Here is a 26354-nt window from a genome sequence, read left to right as displayed (position 1 = left end):
TATTGCCTCGTTTCTACTTATTTTATATTTACAATCCGCTCTGGATGCGTATATACATTTAAAGATTTATTACGAATGAAGCCTAATGTAGTAATCCCTAACTGCTCCGCTAGCTCAAGTGCTAACTCAGTTGGAGCTGATTTTGACAATATTAATTCACAGCCAATTTTCGCAACTTTTAATAGAATTTCAGAAGAGATACGTCCACTAAAAACAATAATTTTATCGCCAATCGAAATGTTATTTTTTAAACAATAACCGTAAATTTTATCTAAAGCGTTATGTCTTCCGATGTCCATGCGACTTAAAACAATTCCACTCACATCACATAAAGCTGCATTATGGACACCGCCTGTATGTTGAAAAGTGGCTGCAGATTGCTGCATATCATTCATTAACCGAAAGCAATCCTCAGCAGAGATCTTTACGCGAATATCATTCATTTCTTTCGCAGTCAGCGCATCATTTGCAAACACAAACCCTTGCCTACTCATTCCACAGCACGAAGTAATATAACGTTTGTTTTGCATGTCACGATAATAAGGATTGATTTTCGTCGTTTTCACATGAACATACCCTTCTTTTTCCTGTACCCATATTTCATCAATATCTTCATACTTTCGGATAATGCCTTCAGATGCTAGAAAGCCTATTACCATGTCTTCAATATACTCTGGAGTACTAACCATTGTAACAAATTCCTGGCCGTTAATTTTAACCGTAACAGGAAACTCTGTTACAATGCTGTCCTCTATATATTTAAATTCGCCTTGCTCATATTTAAAAATTCCCCGTTCCACCTGAATCGATTTCACGATGAGTATCCTTCTCTCACGTTATATTTTTATCAAAGACAAACACTGAAACTGCAATATCTTCATCTACTTTCATATCAGAAAACAGATGAACTAACTTCGCACCAACAAGTTCTTCTAAATGTTCATGAGGATTAGCCGCATACACTTCTTGAATCATTTTCGTTCGGGCCATATGAACCATTTCCGCTCCATCCATAGTTCCCGAAATGAATTTCTCTGTAGGTGTCAAATTCCCATAAAGTGTAGCAATCGCCATGTTTTCGGTAAATACAGTATGAATTCGTTCCGGCCCTTTCCCAAATAACTCTTTTCGAAGCTTTCGGATCATATCATTAAATTCATGTACCATTTTTGACATACTCTCATTCCTCCCCTGTTCCTTACCAATAACTTATCACATATTCTTTCATCATAACTATTTTAACAACACAACCTTTTCGTCTAAACTATTCACGAAAATAATAAGACGAAAAGGTTCATTTTTAAAAATCACTTCAACATGCATACAACGTATGAAATACTATTATTGTTGCTTACCTACTCTTCTTTTAATCCTTTACCCATACCTTTTAAGAAATGAAGCCCGAATCCGATAGCACGGTTAATATCTGGATCCTTTAGTACTTTCATAAGATCGAATACACCAACCTTTTTATTACTTTGCAGATGCTCATTACCTTCTTCCAGCCCTACTAATAAACTACCTATAAGCTTTTTCGTAAGTTCTGGGTCAAGTTCTGTTAAAGCACCTGCAGCGCCCATCATATTATTAATTAAATTTGTAACAGGTTCACGAGTAACTTGACCGAGAATAATTTTTGCGATTGGTTCTTTCGCTTTCAACATTGAGTTTGCCGCTTCCAGCATCCCAATGTCATTCAGTTCACCTACTATATTAAACATTTGATTTAACGCTGCTTCATTATTCGTTAACAGTTCTTTTAAATCTTCGAGTTTTTGTTGTTTTATTTCTTCCTCAGTTAGCTCCTGCTTCTGAATCGCTTGAATAGGTGCTGCCATCTTCTTTTCTCCTCCCTATTTATCTGTTAAGTGTACGTACCCTGGACGAGCCCACTTACGATTTACCTCAATACCTTTTTGAGGATGGCGCTTTTTATTACGTGGATTCGTTTTCGACATCGGATTTTCACCTTCTACTTCTAACACTTCCATAAGTACTTTCGTTTGTTTATATGCAGGCGTATTCGTACGTTGATCGACAGCGGGACCTGTTAAGAAATTAATCGCTGTTTCGTTATCTGTCGAGTTCATCGGTAAATACAGCTCATTCGCTTTTACACGATCCGTTACAAGTGCACGTAATTTAAGTGCTCCAAAAGGAGATACAAGGCGTACTAATGAACCTGTTTTCACTCCGCGTTCTTTTGCAAGTTCTGAAGAGATTTCAACGAAAACACCCGGAACTTTCGATTGAATACCATTTGATTTATTCGTCATATTACCTTCATGGAAATGTTCCAGCATACGACCATTATTAATATGGAGATTGTATTCTGCTGGGAATTCAGCAGGACGTACCCAATCAGCAATTGCAAAACGAGCTTTTTTGTCTGGGAAGTTAAATCCATCTTTGAAAAGAAGCGGCGTATTCGTTCCATCAAAACTTCCCCAATGGAAACTGTTCCACCCTTCAAGCACTTCATAGTTTGCATGTGCAAATAATGGTGATAAACTTGCCATTTCAGCAAAGATTTCACTTGGGTGATTATAATTCCAGTTTGCACCTAATTTATTGGCAATCTGCTGTACAATCCACCAGTCTGGTTTCGCATCATCTAACGTCGGCAATACTTGATATAATCTTTGTACACGACGCTCAGTATTTGTAAACGTACCTTCTTTTTCAAGAGATGGTGCTGCCGGTAATACAACATCAGCGTATTGAGCCGTTTTAGAAAGGAACACATCTTGAACGACAAAGAATTCAAGACTTGATAACACTTCATGCACATGATTTGCGTTCGAGTCTACAAGAGCCATATCTTCCCCAACAAGATACATTGCTTTCATTTTTCCTTCTTCAATTGTATGAAGCATTTCAATGTTATTCAGACCTGGTTTGTTATCAATTTTTACTCCGTAAGCTATTTCAAATTTCGTACGTTCTATGTCGTCAGTAACGTGCTGATATCCCGGAAGCCAACCTGGGAGGGTTCCCATATCACAAGCACCTTGTACGTTGTTATGACCACGAAGTGGATATGCACCAGCACCTGGGCGACGATAATTTCCTGTTGCAAGAAGTAAGTTTGAAATCGCAGCAGAAGTATCTGAACCACCAGTATTTTGCGTTACACCCATTCCCCAAAGAATACACGTACCATCTGCATCACGAATCATTTCTGCCATTGTAACGAGCGTTTCTTTTGAAATGCCTGTAATCTCTTCTGCATATTCAAGCGTATATTCCGCGAGACTATCTTTGAAATCATCAAAGAAGTTTACATTCTCATCGATGAACTGCTGATCATGCCAACCTTGATCAATCATATATTTCGTAACAGCCATTAACCATACTTGGTCTGTTCCTTGCTTTGGACTAATAAAGATATCTGAACGCTCTGCCATTTCAGTTTTACGAAGATCTGCAACAATTAGTTTTTGACCGTGAAGCTTATGCGCACGTTTCACACGAGTCGCTAATACTGGGTGACCTTCTGTTGGATTACAACCGACGATAATAACAAGACCCGATTGCGCAATATCTTTAATCGTTCCTGCATCTCCGCCCATACCAATTGTACGGAATAATCCATCTGTCGCTGGCGATTGACAATAGCGTGAGCAGTTATCAATGTTATTCGTTTCAAACACTTGACGCGCTAATTTTTGAATAACATAATTATCTTCATTCGTAATTTTAGAAGAAGAAATAAAGCCGATAGAACCTTTACCGTGCTCTTCTTTAATAGAGCCCATTTTATTCGCCACTACATCAAGCGCTTCTTCCCAAGTTGATTCAATGAACACTCCATTTTTACGGATTAAAGGTTTCGTAAGTCGTTTTTCAGAATTAACGAAATCCCAACCGAATTTTCCTTTTACACAAGTAGAAATTGCATTAACTGGCGCCTCAGAAGTTGGTTGCACCTTTAAAATTTTGCGCCCTTTCGTCCATACTTCAAATGAACAACCTACACCACAAAACGTGCATACTGTTTTCGTCTTCTTCGTACGAGTGTCGCGCATCGCAGCTTCTACTTCTGACACAGCGAAAATACCACTATATCCAGGTTCAACCTCTTTAATAAGATCAACCATAGGCCCCATAATGTCAGGTTTTAACCCTGTCATAAATCCAGCTTCACCGAGCATCGATTTCTCCATTAATGCATTACAAGGACAAATTGTTACACATTGACCGCAGCTTACACATGAAGAATCATTAATATCTACTCCTTCGTCCCAAATGACACGCGGGCGCTCTGCCTCCCAATCAATAGATAACGTTTCATTTACTTGTAAGTTTTGACACACCTCTACGCATTGACCACACGCGATACATTGATTCGGGTCATAGCGGTAAAATGGATGGGACATATCAACTTCGCCTGCATCAACTTTTGGTTCGTAAGGATATTTTTGATGCTCAATTTCCATTAATTCGGCCGTATTATGCAATTTACAATTCCCGTTATTGTTGTCACATACTGTACAGTAAAGCAAATGATTTTCCAATAAACGGTCCATCGCCTCATGTTGCGCTGCCTTCGCACTAATAGAAGATAATTCGATATTCATACCGTCCGTCACTACTGTAGAACACGATCGTACTAACTTTCCATTCACTTCTACAATACAAGTATCACACGTTTGAATAGGATCCACTTCTGGCACGTAACAAATTTGTGGATGTTCAATTTCGTTCTCATTAATAATGCCCAGTATAGTTGAACCAGGCTCAGCACTATATTCTTTGCCGTCAATTGTAATATGAACCATGCTGTCGTTCATGGTTACTCCCCCTTTTTGAGAATAAAAAAACTCCACCACGAAAATATACGCACCACACTTTTGGCACGTTATCATCATGGTGGAGTAGTTTATTAGCACATCTTGCTAAAATACCAATCCATTTATTCATAAATAAAATGATAGATTCATAACAGGTCATATCACGATTCCATCTTTAACACTATAATTATAGCGTTAAATCGGAAAACACACAATATAATTATCAATAAAAAGGACAAAGCACATAATGCTCTGACCTTTTTATTACCTTTCAGGATTATTTTTGGCTGAATTATTTCCCGGTGCAAACCAACCAATTAGTGCGATAGCAACTAATACTCCATAGAAGATTAAAGTCCACGTTGTACTGTGCGGAAAATCATGGTCTAAAATACCAATATCCTCATGGGCCAGTGTAATTACAGCTAATTTGACACCAACCCAAGCAACAATCGCATATGCTGTTGTTTCCAATGCTGGCCGTTTCTCAAGTAATTGTACAAACCAAGTTGCCGCAAATTTAATTAAAATAAGTCCAGCAATCCCACCAAGAAGTACAACAATGAACTGTCCTCCATCCATACCTCCGAAATCGTCAAGCGGTGAATCCGGAAGCCCCAAAGCAAGAGCAACTGCGGCTAATATTGAATCAATCGCGAAAGCAAGGTCAGCTAATGCAATTTTACCTACTGTGAACCAGTAGCTTTTACCTGCGGCTTCCTTTTCATCTTCCTCATGAATATTTTGATTGTCTTTTCCAAATTGCGCCTGAATGACATGCTTCAATCCTAAATAAAGAAGATAGGCGGCGCCTATTGCTTGTATTTGCCAAACATTTGCAATAAATGAAATCGCAAATAGGGCTGCAAATCGAAAAACAAAGGCCATAATGATTCCGTAATTTATAGCTTTTTTTTTCTCTTCTTCAGGTAAATGTTTCGCAATAACCGCTAGGACAAGAGCATTGTCAGCCGATAACAAGCCTTCTAATCCAATTAGAATTAATAATGCCCAAGCGTACTCTAGCCATATTGACTCCATCCGCTTCTCTCCTTTCTAAAACAAAAATGAGGTAAAGACTTTGCTAACAATAGAATTTCCTATTAGGCAAAATCAAATCCTAAAAATGGCGGCTACAATATTTTAACAGTTACTTTACTGTCCCCTATTTGTTATAATTTCAACAAAAAAAGAGATAGATTGTGCTTTTCATCCGTATCAAAACCGCAAACTAATGATATGACCTCTTTTTCCAAGTCACATCCATATCTGGTTTATTGTTGACCACACATCATTTATTTCAGTTTCACTACCAATGTTTTTACAAAACACATATTTTTTAGAACATTTTCATACAAAACAAAAGGGAAATACATAGTGTATATGTATTTCCCTTTTGTTTTGTACCCATTTTTATTATGATATAGTCATAAGATCGCTACTATCAACCACAATTTTCATTTTTCATTTTTCCGTCTTGAGCGTTATATAATCCCAGCTTATGTAAATCTTGTTTGCACTCTTTTACGAAGAAAGGCAACGTACGAATTTGATCGATATCAGAGCTCGCAATGAAATGAATTAAATGGTGCGTCATTTCTTTAATATCATGTACAAGGTCTTCCTTCTCTCTTTTCAACCTTTCATTTTCAGTTCGTAATGAATGTACCTCACCTTCAAGACCTCGAGCATTCTTTTCTTCTTTCGAACGCTCTGCAGCCATACTAGAAAGCTTATAGATTCCCTCCATAAACTGATGTAATTCATATTCTTTCTTTTCACGGGATTGACTAATTGTCTCAAAATTATCAACAATACCAGATATAACAGTTACGAGATTCTTTTCGTCCTCTTCACTTTGGAAATCTTCTTTTACTTCCTGTTTTCTTTCTTGTTTCGTCTCAACAACGGTAGCCTTTACAGGTGTATATTTGCGTTTTCGACCCGGCTTCTGTTTTTCAATATTTTCAAACGGGATTTCTTGTTTTTTTAATTTATAATACGTATTCTGTAATTGACTTTCTGTTTTTGGAAATAAATTCAGTTCATTTTTACTAACATATTTTGAAATATTTGCGATATTTAAGCCTTGCCGCTGACAAAATTGATATACTTCATACAGTAATTCTAGTTCAGACTTTAACCATGTAATTCCTGATTTTTCATATACTCGCATACCGCCATTTTTTTCTATATCTATTTGAAATAATACCATTTTATTATATAAATCGATTAGCTCTTCATACTTTACTCGGAATTGTTTCTCTATTTTTTTAAATTCCGCCTCTAATTTCATATTGTTCGTTTTATTATTTGACATGTTTTGTAAAAGTTTTAATACATTGATTGCTGTGTGGTGATACATACTCTGTGTCACTCCCCCTCATCCTTTCACAATTCTCATCTGACTCCCATGTCTTTTAAGAAAATAGCAATTTTTACATATCCATATTATAGCATTTCGAAATTGTCTGTCAAATAATTAACATACTAAAAAGTATATAGAGTATATAAAAATAGAATAGATTTTTAAGTAAATCATACAAAATCTAACACGATGTTATATCGATAAAATTCATTCAATTCTATTATATGGTATTCCTAATATAATTTCACCGAAATTTTTTGCGCTATCGCGAAATATTACTAACACACTCCAGAGATACACTCTCTTATATTTTCAAATAAAGAAATCCTACCACTTATTAATTAAACCAATCAATAATCCCTAAATAAGAACAGCTAAATCCTTGAAAGAGAGTATTGTCATAAACACTCTAGAGACGTTTGATTTTTTATACCTGTACATACTAAAAAGAAACTAGCCAGTACTATACGGCTAGTTCCTCTTTTCAGCTAAAAATGTATTTTACGCCGACTCTTCCAACTAAAAAACGCTTTTCAAAACCTTTTACAACACTAGCTGATCAACTAAACCAATTAACTCTTGAATATCTGGCTTACTCACTTGAGCATCCGCCCCAACTGTCTCACCTTTATAGAATAATTCGTTTGTAATTAACGAAGAGAAAATAATAACTGGTAATTGCTTCATTACTTCACTATCTTTAATTATTTTCGTTAAATGATGTCCATCCATTTTTGGCATTTCAATATCTGTAATAAGCAGATGAATATGTTCAAACATTTTTTCATCTTGCTCTTTTGCTAGTTTTTCAATTTGTGCTAATGCTTCTGCACCATTACTGAAGAAATTCATTTTCGTATATCCAGCTGTTGATAATGTTTCTTCTAATATTTGGCGAAGCATCGCTGAATCTTCCGCAATATAAATAACTTTTTCAGCTCGATCTGTTTTTTGTTCTAATCCTGAAAGTGTTTTATTCTCATAACCTTTGTTACTAATTTCGCAAACAATTTTCTCATAATCTAACAATAAGATGATTTTCCCATCTAGTTTTACAATTCCTGACGTCGTTTGTTCTAGTCCCATAGATAATGAAGCTGGTTCATCAATTTGTTCCCAAGAAATACGTTGAATTCGATGCACTTCATCAACACGGAAAATAACTTTCATTTGGTTTAATTCCGAAATGATAAATTTCGTTTGATCAAGTGGCTTTGTAGATCTTAAATTAAGGGCTGTCGCTAAATTAATAACAGGTAAAATTTCACCGCGTACTTGAACAACACCTTCAACTGCATGATGAGATTCCGGCACAGTTGTAACAGGGAATGGATTAATAATTTCACGCACTTTCATTACATTGATGCTAAATAAATTTTCACCAACAGTATAAGTTACGATTTCTAATTCGTTTGTTCCACTTTCTAATAAAATACTTTGTGCTTGTGACATAAAAGTGTCGCTCCCTTTCCATTAATTCTGTATATCTATTTATTAATCTTTATTAAACCTAAAAAGTCAATTATCTATATAAAAAATATATATAATTGAGTGAGCTTACAGTTTAAAAATAATAAAAACAGTGGTAAAGCTTAATCTTGTATAAACGAAGCAAGTGCCTCTAATAACACTTCTTGCGCTCCTACAATTTCTGTTGGCATCGCTTCCCATTTTTTCGAAAGCTCTATTTCCACTCTCACTCTAAGCTCTGGATTCATTTCTCCTAGCACATAATCCTTTGTCGCTATATCAACATCAAGGAGTGCAAGTGCATATAATTCCGGATCGTTTATTTTTTTAAATAATTGTTTCAATACCGCCGGTGCTATATGTTTTAATTTTTCAATATGAATTTCCTTATCCGAAAATAGTAACTCATATTGAATAAACGTAACATTTTCTTTAATCACTTTAAAATAGCAATTATTCTTTTTATCATTTGCAAAATAACCGTTCGGATCTGCAATAATACCCTCTACTTTACGAATTAAATCTGGCAAACTCCTCGCCGTCATTATAGTCCGCTGCTCAACCTCACTCGGCGAAATGAATGTAACGCGATACTTATTCTGCGCCATCCTCCTCACCTCTCCTTTTATATAAACTTAGTCTAATTGTACAATATAACACAACTATCTTAAATTAATCTAAATAATCTATTTCAAATCACTACTTATAGACCCTATCTTCAAAGAGAGAAGAGGCACCACCACAATTGACTTTCGGCCTTCTCAACTAACCTATCTCATTCATGGCTCATTGCCTCTTCAACTATCTTAGAACCACTCCGTATCTCTCGTTTTACAACATGCGAGCCACTCATAGACACTAACCGCTACTAAACATCGCTGGGCCTTCTCTCAAAACCTAAAAAAAGCGTTTAAGAACTTTTATGCCCCTTTCAACAACTCAATGTTATTAAACCAAAAAGCAAGCTGCTGATCCGTAATATCCGGCAACATAACGAAAAACTCACGGCACTTCATCTCATCTTTAAACAGTTGATACTTCCAAGCGCCTTCACTACCAATACTTACGAAATAAAACTCGTGTATACGGCCAATGATTACTTGTTTTTCACCAAACAAATATGGGGGCACTTGTTTGATTTCAAATTGATCTGGTAAATATACATGCTCTTCTCGTTCTATTTTTAACACTTGCTCAGCAAGCTCACGTTTATTTTCGAAAAAAGGCAATTGTAAAATTCGCTCTTGTCTTGTCATACGAATATAAAACCCTTTCTACTACATTACAATTTTTCTTTACTATTTATTATCGGATTAAGTTTACAACTTCATTTAATACTTCATCTGAAATTTTAATTACTTTCGCATTTCCTTGGAAACCACGTTGGTATAACATTAAATCAACAAATTCTATAGATAAATCTACGTTTGCACCTTCTTGTGCACCACCACGTACTTTTCCTGCACCATTTTGACCAGATACACCTAGTGCTAAAATACCAGTTGTATTTGTCGCTGTAAAGTTACCATTACCAGTTTTCATTAGGCCGCCTTCATTCGGGAGCATCCCAACAGCTAATTGACCTGCCGCTTTCATACTTCCATCAGAATATTTTACCATCACATATCCACCGTCAGCAATAAAACAATCTTTAACAGTTGCCGCTGGTCTACCATCTACGTTTGTTACTGCTATTGTTTTCTCTGTCGGGTGGTTTGTTAATTTACTAAAATCTATTTTTACTGTTCCACCATTAAATGGAATATTCGCTTCAGGATTTACTGGATCTGGCTTCCCTACTGCATCGAATGTCACATTACCACCTGCGCCTTGAATCTCTGTAAACTCAGTTTCTTTTTTCGAGTCATTGCGCATCTTTACTGTATATTTGTAATTATGTTCACCATCTTGTGTAAACTCTACGCGCATTGTCCATGTATTACCGGCATCATCGTATGCAGGCAATTCTTGCGTAATGTGTTTTGCATCAGCTGGAATGTTCCCTCCAACTATACCTTTTGACGTTCGAATACCACCGATTGCTGATCCCATTGGAATTTGTAGTGGTCCTGGGATACCAGATAAGTCAACATTACCAGTTGATGGATCGGCTGGATAAGCGAATACATATTTACCTTCTGTATTCGTAATATAGTAATTCGAGGATATTGTAAAGGTCCCTTTACGTGTAAATTCCATATTTCCAGCTTTTGAATCACCTACAACGAAGAAACCATTACCTTCCATTGCTGCTTGTGCTTTACCACCCGTTAACGTAATTGTACCATCGCTATAATCCGTAACCGTTCCGCTCATTTTCACACCGTTACCGATACTTTTTGGGTTCGTCCCTGCGTATCTATCGTCACCTTTTGCACCAATTGAATTGTTGTACAGTAAATCATCAAACATTGCTTTTTGTTTTTTATAACCAACTGTTTGTGCATTGGCAATATTATTTGAAGTTACACTTAATGCATTTTGTGTTGCATTCATTCCTGTAATACTTGTATATAACGCTTTAATCATAATGCATGGACACTCCCTTATGAATTTGTTGTTTTTACTTCTTCAGTTATTTTTTGATCATCTTTCTTTACATCTTCTGGATTCGTTTCTCCAATCAGTTTATCAGATACTCTTTCAACGAAACGAAGAGATACAACTTTATTATCAATAACAAGCTGTACATCGTTATTTTCTGCAAGGCGAACTGTCTCTACTTGACCAGTCACTTTGTTCCCTTCACCGTCAATACCCCTTACATACTTTCCTAAAAACTTCATTCCGCCATCAAGTGCTGTCGAATACATCGTCGTTCTTAAAGAGTCAACTGCCTTTGTCATATTTTGCACTTGTTCCATAAGAGATAACTGCGCTGTTTGGTTCATCATTTGATTCATATCCATCGCATTGAATGGATCTTGATGCTGAAAACTCGCTAAAAACAATTTTAGAAAATCATCTTTCTCCATTGCACCGGGAGTTTTTTGAGTACTTGCTGATACTCCGTTTGTTTGCCCTACTGGCGACTGTACACCGTTAACAGGTGCGTTGCTTTTTTGCGCTCCCGCCTGTAACGGAATATGATTTGTACTCGTTGTATTTAATCCCACTGTTGGCACGCTTTATTCCTCCAATAATCCAGCAAATTCTTTCGATTCTTGTTTCTCTTGTTTCGTACTTGCTAGTTTTTGCTTTTGTCTTTGCTCTTGTTCTCGTTGTTCTTTATGATGCTCATCTTTTTCTGAATAACTAATTTGAATATTAATTTCTTTTTCTTTTAACTTTAGCTTCAATTCGTCAAAAATCATTTCAACACGTTTTTTCGCATCGTGTTTTTCCATTTCTACATGGACATCAATTTGATCTCCATGCTTTTTCATAAATACAGTTAATGTACCAAGCTTCTCTGGATTTAGCTGGAATAAAACACGTTCTTGTTTCACTACAAACTTTTGCAGAGCTTCTACTTGTTCTTCCATCTTCTTGCCTAAGTCAGGTAATGTAAACTTCTCAGCTCCACTATTTTGTTTTCCTATTTGGCCAGTACCCGTTGCTTTATTTAATAACTCAGCTCCGGTCGAATTTGAGTCATTTAACTGATCGGATTTTGGTAACTCTACTTTCACATCATCACTCTCTGCTTTCGAGGGGTCTACTTCCTTAGACCCCTCTTGTTTCTTTGCAATATTACAAGTTTCTGATTCTACGACTTTTAATACTTGCAATGTCTGCTCTGGCATCGTCACCTTGTTTAACGCCATTTGCATTGTTTCTTCTAAATATATGATATTTTTAATATTAATGTTCGAAAGGATTTCTTGTAATTGTTGTAATTCAGCTGTAGACAATTCGTTCAGTTTAATATTTCCGTATTCTTTATATAATTCTTGTATTTTTTGCATGTATTGATATAACGATTCTGGCTGCACACGCAATTGCTCAATTGTAATCATTTGCTCAGATACAGCTAGTAATAATTGTTCTGTCTCTTTTTTTTCTTCTTTCTTTTCAATCGGCTTTTTTTTCGTTACCTTTTTTTTTGCGAGAAGATATTCTTTCTTCTCTTTTTCTGGTGCTTCTTCTCGTTTCGATTTCTCCGTTTTCGGCTGTTTTTTATTTTCAATTCTCATCGCACGATCGAATGAAGGATTTTCATTTTTCGATTGTACTTCTAGCCCTTTGTCTTTTTGCGGAGGTAAACTTTGCTGCACCGGTAATACAAATTGTATCACTACATCCACCTCATCCGTTCATACTCATTTTTAAATCAAGAAGCATTTTTTCTTCTAACTCTTCTTTTACTTTCGCAAGCTTCTTACAATCTTCTTGATACATTTCATCAATGACACGTTCTTTTTCTTTTATTTTCTCTAAAAGGCTTTCATTTTTTTGAATAAAACCTTCTGTTTTTTTAATTTTCCGATTCCATTCTTCTATTCTTTCAGGTGAAAATGTATGTGAAGACAGCATACCTACCATAATACGTTGCCCAGTTTGTACGACTTTACTACGTGATTTCACAACATGCAAATCATATTCTTTTTTTTGTTCTATTTTTCTTTTTTCAGCTGTTAGTTCGTACACTTCTTTCAAGATTTGTTCTTTCTCTTGATTAATATGCAATTTTATCGTGTCGTACTGCTGTTTATCCACCCTTTTTCATAGCCCCTTCCTATTATAACGTTCCTTTTTTCTATTATATAGTTTTTTCACAAAAAAACTGTGAAATATTAAAAACAAAAAAATAAGACCTCGAAGGGCAAGGTCTTATACAATATGGTGCATTGCTGGGACAACATCTTCAAAATGAAAGCTATCAGCTCGACCTTGCTTTAAAAATATATTTATATCTTCTACTCTATTTTTACATTCAAAAATATAAGTATTTTCTTCATTTTCTTGAATTGTTCCTAATTTAAAATACAATTCATTTTCTTTATAAATAGATAAAATTTTTCTCATTTTATTTGCAAGTTGCCAATGATTCGGCGATACGATTTCTTCCATAATCCTACTTACCGAATCTAATACAGAAATGGCAGGATAATGACTAAGAGTTGCGAGCTCACGTTTTAATACAATATGTCCATCTAAAATACCACGAGCTAAATCTGGTACAGGACCATTTAAATCATCACCATTAACTAACACTGTATAAATACCTGTTATTGATCCTTTTTGTGTTTTTCCGGATCGCTCTAATAACTTTTTCATATAGCTTTCCATTAACAGTGTTTTACCACCGATTGGTAATTCCTTGACTGCAATGTCTACACTTCGGCGAGCGTCGGCAAAACGAGTAACTGAATCCATCATAAGTAATACATTATTTCCTTGGTCTCGGAAATATTCGGCAATCGATGTTGCAAGCTTTGCCGCCCGAAGTTGCATAAGGTGACTTTCATCTGACGTCGCTACAACAACGACGCTTGTTTTCATACCTTCTTCGCCTAATTCTTTTCGTATAAAGTCTTTTACTTCCCGGCCACGTTCACCTACTAAACTAATAACGTTAATATCAGCTTTTGCATTTTTCGCAATCATCCCAAGTAAAGTAGATTTACCAACACCCGATCCAGCAAAAATACCAATCTTTTGTCCGATACCAATCGTTAACATAGAATCAATCGATTTAATTCCCGTTTCAAATACGTCTGTAATTTCTTCACGCTCGAACGCATGAATCGGCGGTGCATCTAATTTTATTTTTTCCACTGGAATATTTTCAGCATCTTCGTTTAACACTTCTCCATTTGCACTTAACACTTTGCCAAGCAAATGATTACCACGGGGTACAACGACATCTTCTGCACTTAATGTAACTGAATCTCCGTAACACACTTTTTCTGTTTGTTCAAATGGGAGTAACATATTGTTTTCTTTTTCAATTGCAATCACTTCACATAAGATACTATGCTCTCCAACGAGACAAACATCTCCAATCTTCGCTTTCGGTCCCTTCGCTACAAAAAACTGCTCTTGTACACTATGAACTTTGCCAACTTTCGTATAAAACGGTGTTTCAATAAACGTATTCCATTTATTATGTTCGTTCATGAACTTTCTATTCATACATTTTGCTCCTCAAACAACTTTTTCTCTTCCCATTTACGACGAAGTTTCGCAAATATTGGTGCAAATTTAAATTCAAAGAACTCTTTCTCTTCCTCCAAAACAAACTCACCAAACTGTAAAGAAAAATCATACTTCCATTCTACTAATTGTAGTAACCAATACTCTTTCGTATTTTCTTTCTCTTCTTGTATACGCTCAAATGTTTCTGGATGAACCGTTATAATTAACTTTTCAAATGAAGCGGGTAATGTTTGAACGATCCCTGTTAATATTGGCAGAACGTCTAATAATCGTGAATCTATCGCTTGATTCACAATTTTTTCTGCTAATTGAAAAGATTGTTCCCATAATAATTCCGTCCATTCGTATGCTATTTCTTGTTGCTCCTTTTGAAACTGCATATGCGCTGCTTCTATCTGTTCCATTTGTTCATGAATATGCATTTGAAACTCTTCTTTAGCCTGTAACAACTGCTGACGTTCGTGTTCTAGCGTTTGCTGCTCTTTCCTTAGATGGTTCATTTCAATATGTAATGCATCATGCTGCGCAAGAAGCTCTGCATGATTCACTTGTATTTCCCCTTCATCATGAACTCGTATTGGTTTTGGAAACTGTAATTCATACGTTTCTTCAGAAAAAGAAACAGAATTCTTCGGAATTCTGTTTTTAAATAAGGACATCATCTTCACCTCTTTGAATGATAATTCTTCCTTCTTTCTCTAGCTTTTTCACTGTACCTGTAATCATTTGCTGCGCTTTTTCAGCATCCGTCATCTTAAGCGGTCCTAAGCCATCTAACTCTTCTAGAATCATCTCTTTACGGTTTGAAGACATACATGTAAATAATTTCTCTTTAATTTCTTCTTTTGCAATTTTAATTGCTTTCGCAATAACACCATTATCTGTAATCTCTTCTAACACACGGCGAATCGCAAGATCTTCAAGACCGAGTAAGTCTTCAAAAACAAACATATTTTCTTTAATTTTCTCAGATAATTCATAATCGACTTCATCAAGCTTTTGAAAAACTGTTTTTTCAACGCCTCGTGAAACGTTATTTAAAATGTTCACAATCGTTTTCAAGCCATCTGTTTTGTTAATAGCACTAAATGCCATATTATTTAATTTTGCTTTTAATAACTCACCAATTTGATTAATTAGTTCACCATCTACTTGCTCTAGCTTCGCAATGCCCATTACCGTTTCTACACGTTTATGATCTGGTAATCTCTCAATTAATTGAGATGCTAGTTGCGGCTTAATATAAGAAGCAATAATTGCTATCGTTTGTGGCGATTCATCATTAAGCACTGTAAGAAGTGGCTCTAAATCTGTTAGTGAATTTAAGAATTCAAATGGATTATCTTTTTTGTACCAAAGGTCTTCTAATAATTTTTCCAACTCGTCTTCTGGCATATTTCTAAATATACGACGAATGTATTCTTTATCTGGAGTCACTAAATTCAATTCTTTTACATTTAGTTCATATAGAAACTCACCCAGTACATTTTCTAATGTTTCTGGTTTATGTACACGAAACTTCGCAATTTCACGAAGTAACACTTCTTTTTCCTCAGCCGTCATATATTCAATGACTTTTGCTGCCACCTCTTCGTCTAATGTACGAATGAGAATGGCAGCTTTTTCTTTGGAGGAGATTTCATCTAACATTGTTTTTCCTCCCTTACTATCCGTTTAGCCATTTTTTAATAACTTTTGCCGTACTTTCTACATGCTCTCTCGTAGCTTCCTGCACTTGTTCATCTAATGTAGGTTCTATCGATTTTACTGGCTCTGGTTCTGGTACTATTTTTTCCTCAGGAATTTCCATAATACTTTCACTACTTGCAGCAACTTCCTCTTCTGCTAAGTATTCATCATATTCCTCTTCTTCTTTCTTTTTCTTACGTCTTGCTAAGAAGAACCATAATAGGCCACCAAGCGCTAACAAGCCACCTGTAATTCCACCGAATAACCACCAATTAATACCACTTTCTTCTGGTTTTTTCTCTTTCTCTACTTTCGGTTGATCGAACTGAACAGTTACAACGTTAACTTGACCATTTATAAAGTTGCCGTTCGGGTCAACTTGAAGTCCAGCTGCTGTACCAATTGCTTCTTTAAACGTTGTCATATCAATTCTTCGTTTTACTAACGTATCGTTATCTACCCATACAACAACATTTGTTTTCGTTAGCTCTGGATGTTTCTTGATTGTTTCAACTGTTTTATCTATTTCATAGTTTTCAATTTTGTTACTGTTATTATTCTCATAGACGACCTTACCATCTTGATTATTGTTCGTACCGTAGTTTGGCACTTCACCGTTCGCTGTAATACCAGCACTTTGCTTTGGGTTATCTTGTGCCGTTGAGCGTTCTTCTTGCTCTTGTTTACTACGAAGTACACCTTTATCACCATATTTTTCTGACTGACGTGTAACTTCATCGTAGTTTACAGACACTTTCGTGTTCACTTTATATTCATTTGGTTTAAACATCGTCATTAACGTTGCATCTATATCTTGTTTTAATTTACCTTCAATTTGGTGTTGCATCTCAACTTCTTTTTCATAAGAAGAATTATTAGAATGCACCGCATCTGCTCCTTTTGAGATAACACCTTTTTTGCTATCAATAACACTTACTTCTTCTGCTTTCACACCCGGAACGGCTGCACTAATCATTTGCTGTATACCCGCAACTTGATCGGCTGTTAATAGTTGTCCACGTTTCACACCAACAGTAATTGCGGCTGTTCCCTTTGCCTTCTCTTCATCAAAAATGGTTTCTTTTTCAGGTAATGTAATTTGCACATTTGCCGTTTCAATTGTCGCAAAGTTTCGGACAATATCTTGCTCCAATTGCTTTTTCGTACCGACAAGCTGCTTCATTTTTTTATCTTGCTCGCTTGAACCGAGCGAGCTTTCTAATAGAATTTCCTCACCGCTTTTTGAATTAAACGGTAATCCCATTCCATTCATTTCTTTTCGAATCCATGGAGCATCGTTCTTTTGCACTCGAATCGAACCATCGGCTGCTAATTGATAATCAACACCTAGCTTCGATAATTCTGCTGTAATCTCTTGCTTATCTGCATCATTTAAATTTTGATATACAACAACATATTTATCTGGCAAGGTGAAGTATAAAAGTGCTCCTGTTACAATTGCTAAAAGCGCAGCACCAATGACTAACTTATGCCACGTTTTTAACGATTGGAAAACATTTTTTATCTTTTCCATTTAAACACACCCGTCCATTTTCCTAAATTTGCATATTAATTAGTGACTTATAATTCTCAATAAGATTATCTCGTACAAGAGTAGCCGTTTTCATTTGTGATTCAGCTTTCTTCTGCTGAATTAAAACGTCATGCGTTTCTCCTACCCCTTTTGTCAATAAATCATATACCGCAGTTTGTGTATTGTTTTGCGTTTTATTCATATCTTCCAATAAATCAATAAACCTTTTACCTTCAACTACAGATGTTTGTGAAGTTTTCAGTGCTCCAAATGGCTGTGTATTTAACAATGGTTGGATTTTCATATTTCCCCTCTTCCCTCTTATCCTCGGCCGATTTCTAAATCTTTATCGAGCATTTTTTTATTTGCATTTAATACACTTGTATTTGCTTCATACATTTTTTGAGCAACCATTACATTCGTCATCTCAGCTGTCACATCAATGTTCGGATAACGTACATATCCTTCTTCATTTGCATGTGGATGCGTTGGATCATATACTAGATTTTCATTTCGATCTGTTTCAATACTTTTTATTTTCACTCCGTTAGCAGGAACTCCCTCTAGCATATTTGCAAAATTATTATTTGATTCTAGCACCACACTTCGGCGGTGATACGGCTCTGCGTCTGGTGCTCCCGTCGTATTCCCATTTACGATATTGTTAGAAGTAACTTCCATCCATTTTCTCGCTGTAGTTAGCGCTGAGCCACTTGCATTAATTGCTTGGAACATTGTTGTCTCTCCTTCTACTCTTAACGTCCACGTGCTGCTTGGTTAATTGCGTATTGCGTATTAATCGCATTAATTGAGATACCATATAATTGGTTTGTTTTCATTAAATCTAGCATTTCTGTCGTTACATCCACGCTATTTCCATCTTTATTCGTTTGCATTGATTTCGTTTGGATCTTTGCATATGTATTTTTCATATTTGCTGTCGGTAAGTGCATTTCATTCGTTTGATATAAGTCTGAATTACTCTTTAAATCCGCAGCATTTTTTTTGAATAGTGGATTATTCATATTCATTTGTTCAGCAAATGTTACATCTTGCGCTTTATAGCCCGGTGTATTCGCATTTGCAATATTACTAGAAACAGTATTTCGCTTCGTTACTAAATAATTCATATAATGACTAACATCACTAACTAAGTCCGGCATATTCCACACCCTTCTTTTTTCCATCATACCGCTTACGACATGATCATCCACTGATGGAAGTTTCACTTCATTATTTATTTCCTTATATGTATTTATTAAAATATTACCTATTTTGTACCCTTTCATATTTTATTCCATTTTCCCATTGTTGTCTTTAGAAAAATACAAAAATATATAAAAGAATATAAAAAACTGTATTCACCTAGTAATCTATATAATATTTCGATATAAGAACAATAAAATAACGTTCATTTTTTTAGATTATTGCTATTTTTCCATTACAGTCATAAAGTGAAACCTCAATCAGCGGAACGTCTTTATTCAAACAACAGAATGGATCCCCCTTGTAATAAGAGGAACCCGTTTCCATACTTTACAATTAATATTTACCGTAAAACGAATTAGCTTTCATTCGCCCATCATTTGTCATAATCATTTCTTCCAAAATCTTTTTCTTATCTCGAATATGTTGAGCTGCCTTTATTATTAATGGACTCACTTCCGCTGCAACATCCGCTCGCATCTTTTCATCCAAAGTCACCATCCAGCGATTTAACATAGCACTTTTCTCAGCAAATTCTTCATCTGACACTTGCAATTCACCGATTTCATTAAAACAGCCGACAAACGCTTGATAAATATCATTGTTCATTTTCAAGTGCTCCGCGGTAACCATCTATTAAATCTTGTAACACTTTCACAATCGTATCAATGTCTTTTGCTTCACGCGTTACTTTCATCGTCTGAATTTGAATGCTAATCCAATCGTATAAACCGAATAAACTATCATACAAATCTTCAGTAATCTCAGGATTTAATTGAAGCTTTAGCTCTTCAAAAATACGTTCTAATTTTTCAAGAAGCGTATCTCCTTCTTGGAGTTTAAAAGTATTTAAAAGCTCTTCTAAATTACGAAACTCAACGATACATCTTTCATAAATAAAAATTGTATTTTTAATTGGATTACTCGTCATAATGTCATTTTGCATATAGCGTTGCCATGCTTGCATACGATCACTTCCTTAACTTTCATTAATCATCACTTTTTTGCTTTGTCATTGCTTTAATTGTTTTTAGTTGCTGATCTAACATCGATAACTGTTGTTCTAACTTTGAATATTTATCAATAATGGTCTCTTGTTTTTGTTTATTCAGCTTATCTATTGCATCAATTTTTTTATCTAGCTCTTTTATTTGCCCCTCTATACTTTTTGACCTCTGCCCTATTACACCTTCATCTCCTAAAATACCATCTAGTTTTTTTTCTATCTCATGCCCTAGTCCATTAAAGCCAAAGAAGAACTGTTTTGCAGTTTCTGGATTCTCCTTAAAAGCCTTACTTAGCTTTTCTTCATCGAGAACCATTTTTCCAGTCTTATCGACTTCAATTCCAAATGAAAACATAAATTTATCATCTTGTTTGTGTCTAAATACATTAGCCATAATATTACTAATAGAAAATGCAATATTATTACCTTGCATAGCTCCATTTTCGCCGGCAAATAAATCGAGCGTTGAAACAGCCTTATTATATTGATCTCTCATTTTTTTTATCATATTGATTGATTCTTTAATGTTTGAATCTTCAATCGTAACCTTAATTGGTTCAGTCGTTTCCTTTTCCAAATTAATAGTTAATCCTGGAATTGTATCAATTTTATTAGAGGGACTGCTATCAGTCATACCATTAATTATAAATTCGGCATTTTGAGGCGCTGTTACTTGTTTGGCAATTACATTTTTTCCATCTATCATTTCTGAAGTTACCAATCCAATGTCTTTTAATATTCCACCTTCACCATCAACTAATTTAATTTCTCCATTTTTCCCAGCAGTAGTTGATGTGAAAAACAACTGTCCACCTAATGAATATACAGACACTCCATAATTTCCATTATTCATTTTATTAACAAAATCCTTATATGTCATCTCTTTAGTAAGCTTAACTTCTTTATCGTTAATACGAAATGTAGCATCTTTTCCAATTTCCGAATCCAAGTCGATTATATTTTTAGGATTTTCAGAATCAGATTTATCTATGAGTGTAGTTGTAATCTGATGTCTTTCCGCTACTTTTTTAACATTAATCGTATACGTTCCTGCAATTGCGGAAGCATCCGCTTGAACATTAATAAATCCCTCTTTAGACACCCCCGCTTTCTTCTCATTCCCTTTAAACGCATACATCTCCTTGAATACTTGCATAAAACTACCGAATTCTTTTTTCATACTCGCATATACATTTCGTTCCGTAGCTAAGGTTTGTTTTTGATTATTGTAAGGTGTTTTTTTCATTTCTAAAGCCTGTAATTCTAAATTTACTAGATTAGAGGTATCAATAATATTGTTACCAAGATTCCATATTTGCTGTCTTCCACCTAAATTTGATACTGAAGTTCCCAAATTTTTCACTTCTTTTCTACATATAATCTAAAATACTTGTCTTACTCATTGTACTAACAGCTTTTAATGTTGCCTCATACGTCGCATTTATATAAGCTAAATCTGAAATTGCTACCGCTAAATCTACATCTTCTGTCTCTTTTCTATTTTCTTGAAGAGCTAGATTTTGTTCACTTAATATCGTCTTAAATGTGTCCACTGTATTTAATATTGAACCTACTTCAGTCGTACGATTCAATATATTATCTAGACTTTTTTTATTTTCTCCCATTACAGATTCCAGTGCATCTTGGTCTCCATTTTGCATAACATCTCTTATTTTTGTTAACGTTTTAATTACGGGTTCCAATAAATCTTTTCCATTGCGAAACATTTTGAGTTCATATCCATCATTTAATTTCCAGGTAACGTCATTTTCCCCACCTTGATATGTACCATCTTCTGCAAATGGTGGTTTTGAAGCACTATCTCCACCAAAAATATATCGCCCTTGTTCTTGTTTATTCGCTAAATACACCACTTGTTTTAAAAGCTGATCAATTTCTGCAGCGCTTGCTTTTAGTTCATTAGGACTATTCGTCCCGTTTACCGCTTGCAAAGTTAATTGATCCACTCTCGTTAAAGATTTCACAATACCTTGTAATGTATTTTCCGTTTGACTTAACACATTTCTAGAATCTGCTATATCCTTTTGCATCTGTTCAATATTTGCTAACGAATGTTGAATCGCAAATGATTTACTTGCTGCAAGTGGATCTTCACTCATGAGAAGATTTTTTTTACCGGAAGTTACTTGATTTCGGTGATATTGCTGTTGCACATTCAAATCCATCATCTGATTCTTTGCCCAGTTTGCATTTTGAAACGTCGATACTCTCATCCCTATCTTCTCCTTTATCTATATTTGACTTGGCAAGGGGAAGTAACTGCCACTTTGTACGGTTATTTTCTTTCTTACCATTCAACCATTTCATTTCTCTGATTTTACACGGCTTGATCCACTAAAAGGCTCTGTGCGCTTCTACCCTAGATTGGATCCATATAAAAGCTTTTCAATTCTTCTACATGTTATCTAATAATCGAAAACAGACTGTCAAATACTTCATTCATCGTTGTAATAGCCTTAGAGTTTGCCACGAAGTATTTCTGGAAGGCCATTAAATTAACCATTTCCTCTTCCATATTGACGCCTTCTATACTCATTTTTTCTTGCTGAATACCTTCTAATAAATCTTTATGAATATTTCGATAAACATTCACCGCACTTTTATCAGAAGCTACACCAACTATAAATTGGTCTAACGCTTGTTTATAAGAAAGACCTTCTTTATAATCTCCATCTGTAATTCCTGCCAGTTTACTTGCTTTTTCAGCAGGAATTTTCATTTTTGAAACATCTTTTGCGAATTCAGGATTTAACTGAATATCTTTCGCATGATCTCCAACGAAGAAATCTTTTCCCATCACTGTATTCACTTGATTTTTCACAGAACTCATTAAGTCTTCAATATTTTTCTTATAACTAGCAATCTTCGCTATCGTATCTATTGCCGATTGAATTGCTCCACCCGTTAAAGGAATATCCGAGCCATAAATCGCAACAGTCATCGGTTCGTTCCCTTTATTTAATTGAAGTGGATATGTGTCTTGTCCATTTACTGTTAAAACGCCATTAATTCTAACATTCGAGATATTCGGATTTAAAGATTCATAAGACACTTCTATATTGGCATATTTAGACATCTCTGTAATAATGCGATCACGTTCATCAAATAGTTGATTAGGTACTTGTGTCCCTGCTTGTCCAATTTTTTTATTCGCTTCTGCTAAACTAGCCCCAAGACGATTAAATTCATTGACATGCGCTTCAATATCTTCTGTCGCCTGTACTTCCGCTGTATCTAAGTTTTTCGCAAGACGATTTACTTGACTTGTGAACTTTCCAGTCTCAGCAACTAATGTATCATAGTAGTTTGATTGTTCCGGATTTTTCGCAACTTCACGAAACGCATTAAAAAAACCATCCATTAAACTTGATAATGAATTTTTCCCTGTAGTTCCTACCATAGACTCTACTCGTGATAAAGTAGAATTCATATATGCGTAGTACGAGAACTGTGACAACTGATCATTAAATTGCTTCGTTTTCACTTCATCAGTAATTCGATCAACACCTAATGCTTGTACACCATAACCAATTCTCTGTCCTGGCGTATGACCGTTACTAGCTCCTGCAGAACCTAAATTCACGGCTTGACGCACATAACCAGGTGTATGAATGTTAGATAAGTTTTGTTTCGTCGTTTGTAATCCCATTTGAGCCGCTAGCATACCAGATAGCGGCGTATTATAATCAGATAACCTCATAATGCTTCACTTCTCCTTTACAATAGTTCATTCATAAAGATTTGCGAATTATTGTTTTTCTCCAAATTGTATTCAGAAACGGAATCTACAATAATCTCTATATTTTTTAATAGTACGTTTAAGTGATATTGATTTTTCAAAAGAACCATTTTTACATTTTTTTCTAATTCATTTAAACTTTTTTGTATTTCTTCCATTTTTTCAATTTCTTCCGGTGAAAAATAAGAAAATAGCGAACGCATACGCAATGGTTCAACTTTCTTTTCTTTACAAAACTGAACAACCATCTCCTCAAAAGAGCGAGATAATCCTTTTACACCTTCTATGTATTGTAATTGTTCCACTTGCAGCTTTTGAACTGCATTTATATTTTTATGTTTTAAATTCTCATATATTTGTTCTCCAAGCGTTTGAATATTTTCATATGCTTTTTGAATAATAACAAGCTTTTCATATAATTGTATGTACATATAGCTTCCTTCCCTTTTACAAAACTAAATTTACAATTAAACCATGAATTTCTCCAATTTGATTTAACATTTCTAAATGTCCTGTTTTCGTATTAATTAAATTCATAACATCTTCCAATTCATTTAATCCCACTTCAGCTTGTTTTACAATTGTCATTTTCTGCGAATATCCATAACGCGGATGACGAGACATAACGTCTTTATATTGCAGTAAGTTATCAACATAAAAATTCAAAAATGATTTCACAGTATTTTTGTATTCCATGATATTATCGAGCGTTAACTCTAATTCAATTTTCTCTTTAATTTCCCCAATATTATTAACTAACGCTTCCATTTGTTCTAACAATTTATCTTTTTTCGGATCTGCATGCAAATTATCCGAAAATGCAAGTCCTGTCCTGACATTTGCTTCTTTCGGTATTTGAGTAGCAGGCGGTATATGCGATAAATTCGGATTGTGCGAGACAGAACGTAGCATATATATCACCTATTTATTTTTTTATTTCTTTCAAAACTTAATCGTAAAATCCAGTTATTTATAATTATACTCTGAACACTCATATTTTGCAGTTATTTTTTATAGAAGATATGTTACAATTTAGCATGAGGTGGCACAAAACTATGAATATTTTTCTTTGTGGTTCAAATCAATTAACAGCATTAGATCAAGAAGAAATAAAAAAATTTTTAATTGACTATGCTTACAAACATAAAATTTGCATATTATGTTATAAATCTATTGAAAATGAAGTTCTTCATTTTTTCATTGAAAACGAAAGACTCGCTCAAAATTTATGCCTTTATACGCTACAACCGTTACATTTATTAACAGGCGAATTTCAAGAAGTCGTTACTTATTTAAAAAAACACGGAGCTGAATATATTGCTTTTGATCATCCTTCCGACTCCATTTATCGATCAGATTATATGTTTTTTGTAAAGCAAATCGTCGAAGATACTGATTTAGTTCTCTGTTTTTATAATGGGGATAAACATACGTCTGTCATTCCTATTGACATTGCAAACGAAGCAGGAATTGACGCCGTTATTTATGATTTACCAGGCTTACATGAAAAGCAGATGAAAAAAAGCTTTGAACAAAAAATTCGTATGATGTAAAGGGGGAGGAACAATATCGTTATTTTTCCTATTGTAAATATGAAAACTGAACAAGATTATAATCATTTTATTACAAGTTTTAAACAGCTATTTAATATGGATATCGCTTCCTATAAGCAAGATAGAATGCGCAGAAGAATCGATGCTTTCATTTCAAGAAAAGGTTTTGACAATTATACAAACTTTTTAAATAGTTTACGCACTGATCAAACATTATTTTTAAGTTTTATTGCCTACATTACGATTAATGTTTCAGAGTTTTTCAGAAACAAAGAACGCTGGCAAACGTTAGAAACGAAAGCTTTACCAAAACTACTTGAACAAAATAACGGTAAATTAAAAGTTTGGAGTGCTGCTTGCGCTGCCGGTGAAGAACCGTATACACTTTCTTTAATCTTATCGAAGCATCTAGCTCCGTTTCGTTATGAAATTCAAGCTACTGATCTTGATTATCATGTTTTAGAAACTGCGAAACGTGGTCAATATACAGAACGCTCTTTAAAAGAATTACCTATTGATTTAAAACAACGTCATTTCACAAAAGAAGATGATACATATATATTACATGAAAATATTAAACAGCAAGTCACATTTAAGCAACACGATTTATTAATGCAGGCATTTGATACGAACTACGATTTAATCATTTGTCGAAATGTAATGATTTATTTTACAGAAGAAGCAAGAATAAAGCTCTATGAAAAATTTAGTCGTTCTTTAAGAAAAGGCGGCGTACTATTCGTTGGTAGCACAGAACAAATTTTAACACCCGAACGCTACAACCTTCAGCGTTTTGATACATTTGTCTATGAAAAAATATAGCAAAAGGTCGTCATAATTGAAATGACGACCTTTTTTATTATAGAATACGAA

At 34.8% G+C, this 26354-nt stretch carries 30 protein-coding genes; 2 read left to right on the top strand and 28 right to left on the bottom strand.

Annotated features, from left to right (window positions below; translation table 11 throughout):
* Window positions 1–17: 17 nt before the first annotated feature.
* From fdhD to LUS72_RS08210, 28 genes are all read right to left on the bottom strand, one after another.
* Window positions 18–815: a formate dehydrogenase accessory sulfurtransferase FdhD gene (gene fdhD / locus LUS72_RS08345; RefSeq protein WP_097831629.1), complete on the bottom strand. Its 798-nt coding sequence runs from the start codon at window positions 813–815 to the stop codon at window positions 18–20.
* Between the two features lie 16 nt (window positions 816–831).
* Window positions 832–1176, bottom strand: coding sequence for a Na-translocating system protein MpsC family protein (locus tag LUS72_RS08340; protein ID WP_000041502.1), 345 nt, complete (start codon window positions 1174–1176; stop codon window positions 832–834).
* 179 nt (window positions 1177–1355) lie between these two features.
* The gene (locus LUS72_RS08335; RefSeq protein WP_097831630.1) at window positions 1356–1838 is read right to left on the bottom strand and encodes a helical membrane plugin domain-containing protein; all 483 of its coding nucleotides are present in this window, start codon (window positions 1836–1838) and stop codon (window positions 1356–1358) included.
* A 15-nt stretch (window positions 1839–1853) separates the two neighbouring features.
* Complete coding sequence (gene fdhF / locus LUS72_RS08330) at window positions 1854–4793, bottom strand: formate dehydrogenase subunit alpha (RefSeq protein ID WP_097831631.1); 2940 nt, start codon at window positions 4791–4793, stop codon at window positions 1854–1856.
* Entirely contained in the window at window positions 4762–4953 is a 192-nt protein-coding gene (locus tag LUS72_RS08325) for a hypothetical protein (protein WP_097831632.1), read from the bottom strand. The genes fdhF and LUS72_RS08325 overlap by 32 nt, the downstream gene beginning before the upstream one ends.
* 104 nt (window positions 4954–5057) lie before the next feature.
* Window positions 5058–5834, bottom strand: coding sequence for a TerC family protein (locus LUS72_RS08320; protein WP_097831633.1), 777 nt, complete (start codon window positions 5832–5834; stop codon window positions 5058–5060).
* A 403-nt stretch (window positions 5835–6237) separates the two neighbouring features.
* Window positions 6238–7158, bottom strand: a complete 921-nt coding sequence (locus LUS72_RS08315) for a DNA-binding domain-containing protein (protein ID WP_373605111.1) — start codon at window positions 7156–7158, stop codon at window positions 6238–6240.
* A 546-nt stretch (window positions 7159–7704) separates the two neighbouring features.
* Window positions 7705–8613 carry a chemotaxis protein gene (locus LUS72_RS08310; RefSeq protein WP_097831634.1) on the bottom strand — a complete coding sequence of 303 codons (909 nt, stop codon included), beginning with the start codon at window positions 8611–8613 and terminating at the stop codon, window positions 7705–7707.
* A gap of 140 nt (window positions 8614–8753) precedes the next feature.
* Window positions 8754–9239, bottom strand: coding sequence for a LysR family transcriptional regulator (locus LUS72_RS08305; protein WP_097831635.1), 486 nt, complete (start codon window positions 9237–9239; stop codon window positions 8754–8756).
* Window positions 9240–9551: 312 nt separating this feature from the next.
* Window positions 9552–9887 (bottom strand): DUF3964 family protein, encoded by a 336-nt coding sequence (locus LUS72_RS08300; protein WP_097831636.1) that lies wholly within the window; start codon window positions 9885–9887, stop codon window positions 9552–9554.
* A gap of 49 nt (window positions 9888–9936) precedes the next feature.
* Window positions 9937–11160, bottom strand: coding sequence for a flagellar hook protein FlgE (locus LUS72_RS08295; RefSeq protein WP_097831637.1), 1224 nt, complete (start codon window positions 11158–11160; stop codon window positions 9937–9939).
* A 17-nt stretch (window positions 11161–11177) separates the two neighbouring features.
* Entirely contained in the window at window positions 11178–11756 is a 579-nt protein-coding gene (locus LUS72_RS08290) for a flagellar hook assembly protein FlgD (RefSeq protein ID WP_264448787.1), read from the bottom strand.
* 3 nt (window positions 11757–11759) lie between these two features.
* Entirely contained in the window at window positions 11760–12869 is a 1110-nt protein-coding gene (locus tag LUS72_RS08285; protein WP_170961008.1) for a flagellar hook-length control protein FliK, read from the bottom strand.
* A gap of 10 nt (window positions 12870–12879) precedes the next feature.
* Window positions 12880–13290 carry a cytoplasmic protein gene (locus LUS72_RS08280; RefSeq protein ID WP_097831639.1) on the bottom strand — a complete coding sequence of 137 codons (411 nt, stop codon included), beginning with the start codon at window positions 13288–13290 and terminating at the stop codon, window positions 12880–12882.
* 114 nt (window positions 13291–13404) lie between these two features.
* The gene (locus tag LUS72_RS08275) at window positions 13405–14709 is read right to left on the bottom strand and encodes a flagellar protein export ATPase FliI (protein WP_097831640.1); all 1305 of its coding nucleotides are present in this window, start codon (window positions 14707–14709) and stop codon (window positions 13405–13407) included.
* A complete protein-coding gene (locus LUS72_RS08270) occupies window positions 14706–15392 on the bottom strand; it encodes a FliH/SctL family protein (protein WP_097831641.1) in 687 nt (228 codons plus the stop codon). The genes LUS72_RS08275 and LUS72_RS08270 overlap by 4 nt, the downstream gene beginning before the upstream one ends.
* Window positions 15379–16383, bottom strand: a complete 1005-nt coding sequence (gene fliG / locus LUS72_RS08265; protein WP_097831642.1) for a flagellar motor switch protein FliG — start codon at window positions 16381–16383, stop codon at window positions 15379–15381. The genes LUS72_RS08270 and fliG overlap by 14 nt, the downstream gene beginning before the upstream one ends.
* A gap of 16 nt (window positions 16384–16399) precedes the next feature.
* Window positions 16400–17956, bottom strand: a complete 1557-nt coding sequence (gene fliF / locus LUS72_RS08260; RefSeq protein WP_097831643.1) for a flagellar basal-body MS-ring/collar protein FliF — start codon at window positions 17954–17956, stop codon at window positions 16400–16402.
* A 22-nt stretch (window positions 17957–17978) separates the two neighbouring features.
* The gene (gene fliE, locus LUS72_RS08255; protein WP_097831644.1) at window positions 17979–18260 is read right to left on the bottom strand and encodes a flagellar hook-basal body complex protein FliE; all 282 of its coding nucleotides are present in this window, start codon (window positions 18258–18260) and stop codon (window positions 17979–17981) included.
* 17 nt (window positions 18261–18277) lie between these two features.
* Window positions 18278–18691 carry a flagellar basal body rod protein FlgC gene (gene flgC, locus LUS72_RS08250; RefSeq protein ID WP_097831645.1) on the bottom strand — a complete coding sequence of 138 codons (414 nt, stop codon included), beginning with the start codon at window positions 18689–18691 and terminating at the stop codon, window positions 18278–18280.
* A gap of 20 nt (window positions 18692–18711) precedes the next feature.
* A complete protein-coding gene (flgB, locus tag LUS72_RS08245; RefSeq protein WP_306475213.1) occupies window positions 18712–19245 on the bottom strand; it encodes a flagellar basal body rod protein FlgB in 534 nt (177 codons plus the stop codon).
* 253 nt (window positions 19246–19498) lie between these two features.
* The gene (locus LUS72_RS08240; protein ID WP_128855214.1) at window positions 19499–19771 is read right to left on the bottom strand and encodes a flagellar biosynthesis protein FlgG; all 273 of its coding nucleotides are present in this window, start codon (window positions 19769–19771) and stop codon (window positions 19499–19501) included.
* A complete protein-coding gene (gene fliS / locus LUS72_RS08235) occupies window positions 19761–20129 on the bottom strand; it encodes a flagellar export chaperone FliS (RefSeq protein WP_097831648.1) in 369 nt (122 codons plus the stop codon). The genes LUS72_RS08240 and fliS overlap by 11 nt, the downstream gene beginning before the upstream one ends.
* A gap of 22 nt (window positions 20130–20151) precedes the next feature.
* The gene (locus tag LUS72_RS08230) at window positions 20152–21522 is read right to left on the bottom strand and encodes a flagellar hook-associated protein 2 (RefSeq protein WP_097831649.1); all 1371 of its coding nucleotides are present in this window, start codon (window positions 21520–21522) and stop codon (window positions 20152–20154) included.
* A 16-nt stretch (window positions 21523–21538) separates the two neighbouring features.
* Window positions 21539–22402 (bottom strand): flagellar hook-associated protein 3, encoded by an 864-nt coding sequence (locus tag LUS72_RS08225; protein WP_097831650.1) that lies wholly within the window; start codon window positions 22400–22402, stop codon window positions 21539–21541.
* A 188-nt stretch (window positions 22403–22590) separates the two neighbouring features.
* Window positions 22591–23889, bottom strand: coding sequence for a flagellar hook-associated protein FlgK (flgK, locus tag LUS72_RS08220; RefSeq protein WP_097831651.1), 1299 nt, complete (start codon window positions 23887–23889; stop codon window positions 22591–22593).
* A gap of 17 nt (window positions 23890–23906) precedes the next feature.
* Window positions 23907–24359, bottom strand: a complete 453-nt coding sequence (locus LUS72_RS08215; RefSeq protein ID WP_097831652.1) for a hypothetical protein — start codon at window positions 24357–24359, stop codon at window positions 23907–23909.
* 16 nt (window positions 24360–24375) lie between these two features.
* Window positions 24376–24840 (bottom strand): YaaR family protein, encoded by a 465-nt coding sequence (locus LUS72_RS08210; RefSeq protein WP_097831653.1) that lies wholly within the window; start codon window positions 24838–24840, stop codon window positions 24376–24378.
* A 143-nt stretch (window positions 24841–24983) separates the two neighbouring features.
* Between LUS72_RS08210 and LUS72_RS08205 the strand changes: the two genes are divergently transcribed.
* Window positions 24984–25481, top strand: coding sequence for a flagellar motor switch protein FliG (locus LUS72_RS08205; RefSeq protein ID WP_264448782.1), 498 nt, complete (start codon window positions 24984–24986; stop codon window positions 25479–25481).
* Between the two features lie 39 nt (window positions 25482–25520).
* Window positions 25521–26303 carry a CheR family methyltransferase gene (locus LUS72_RS08200; protein WP_097831655.1) on the top strand — a complete coding sequence of 261 codons (783 nt, stop codon included), beginning with the start codon at window positions 25521–25523 and terminating at the stop codon, window positions 26301–26303.
* Window positions 26304–26354 lie beyond the last annotated feature (51 nt).

It is taken from the genome of Bacillus cereus (assembly GCF_025917685.1).
Classification (GTDB): Bacteria; Bacillota; Bacilli; order Bacillales; family Bacillaceae_G; genus Bacillus_A; species Bacillus_A cereus_AT.
This window is presented reverse-complemented; position numbering and strand designations above follow the sequence as displayed.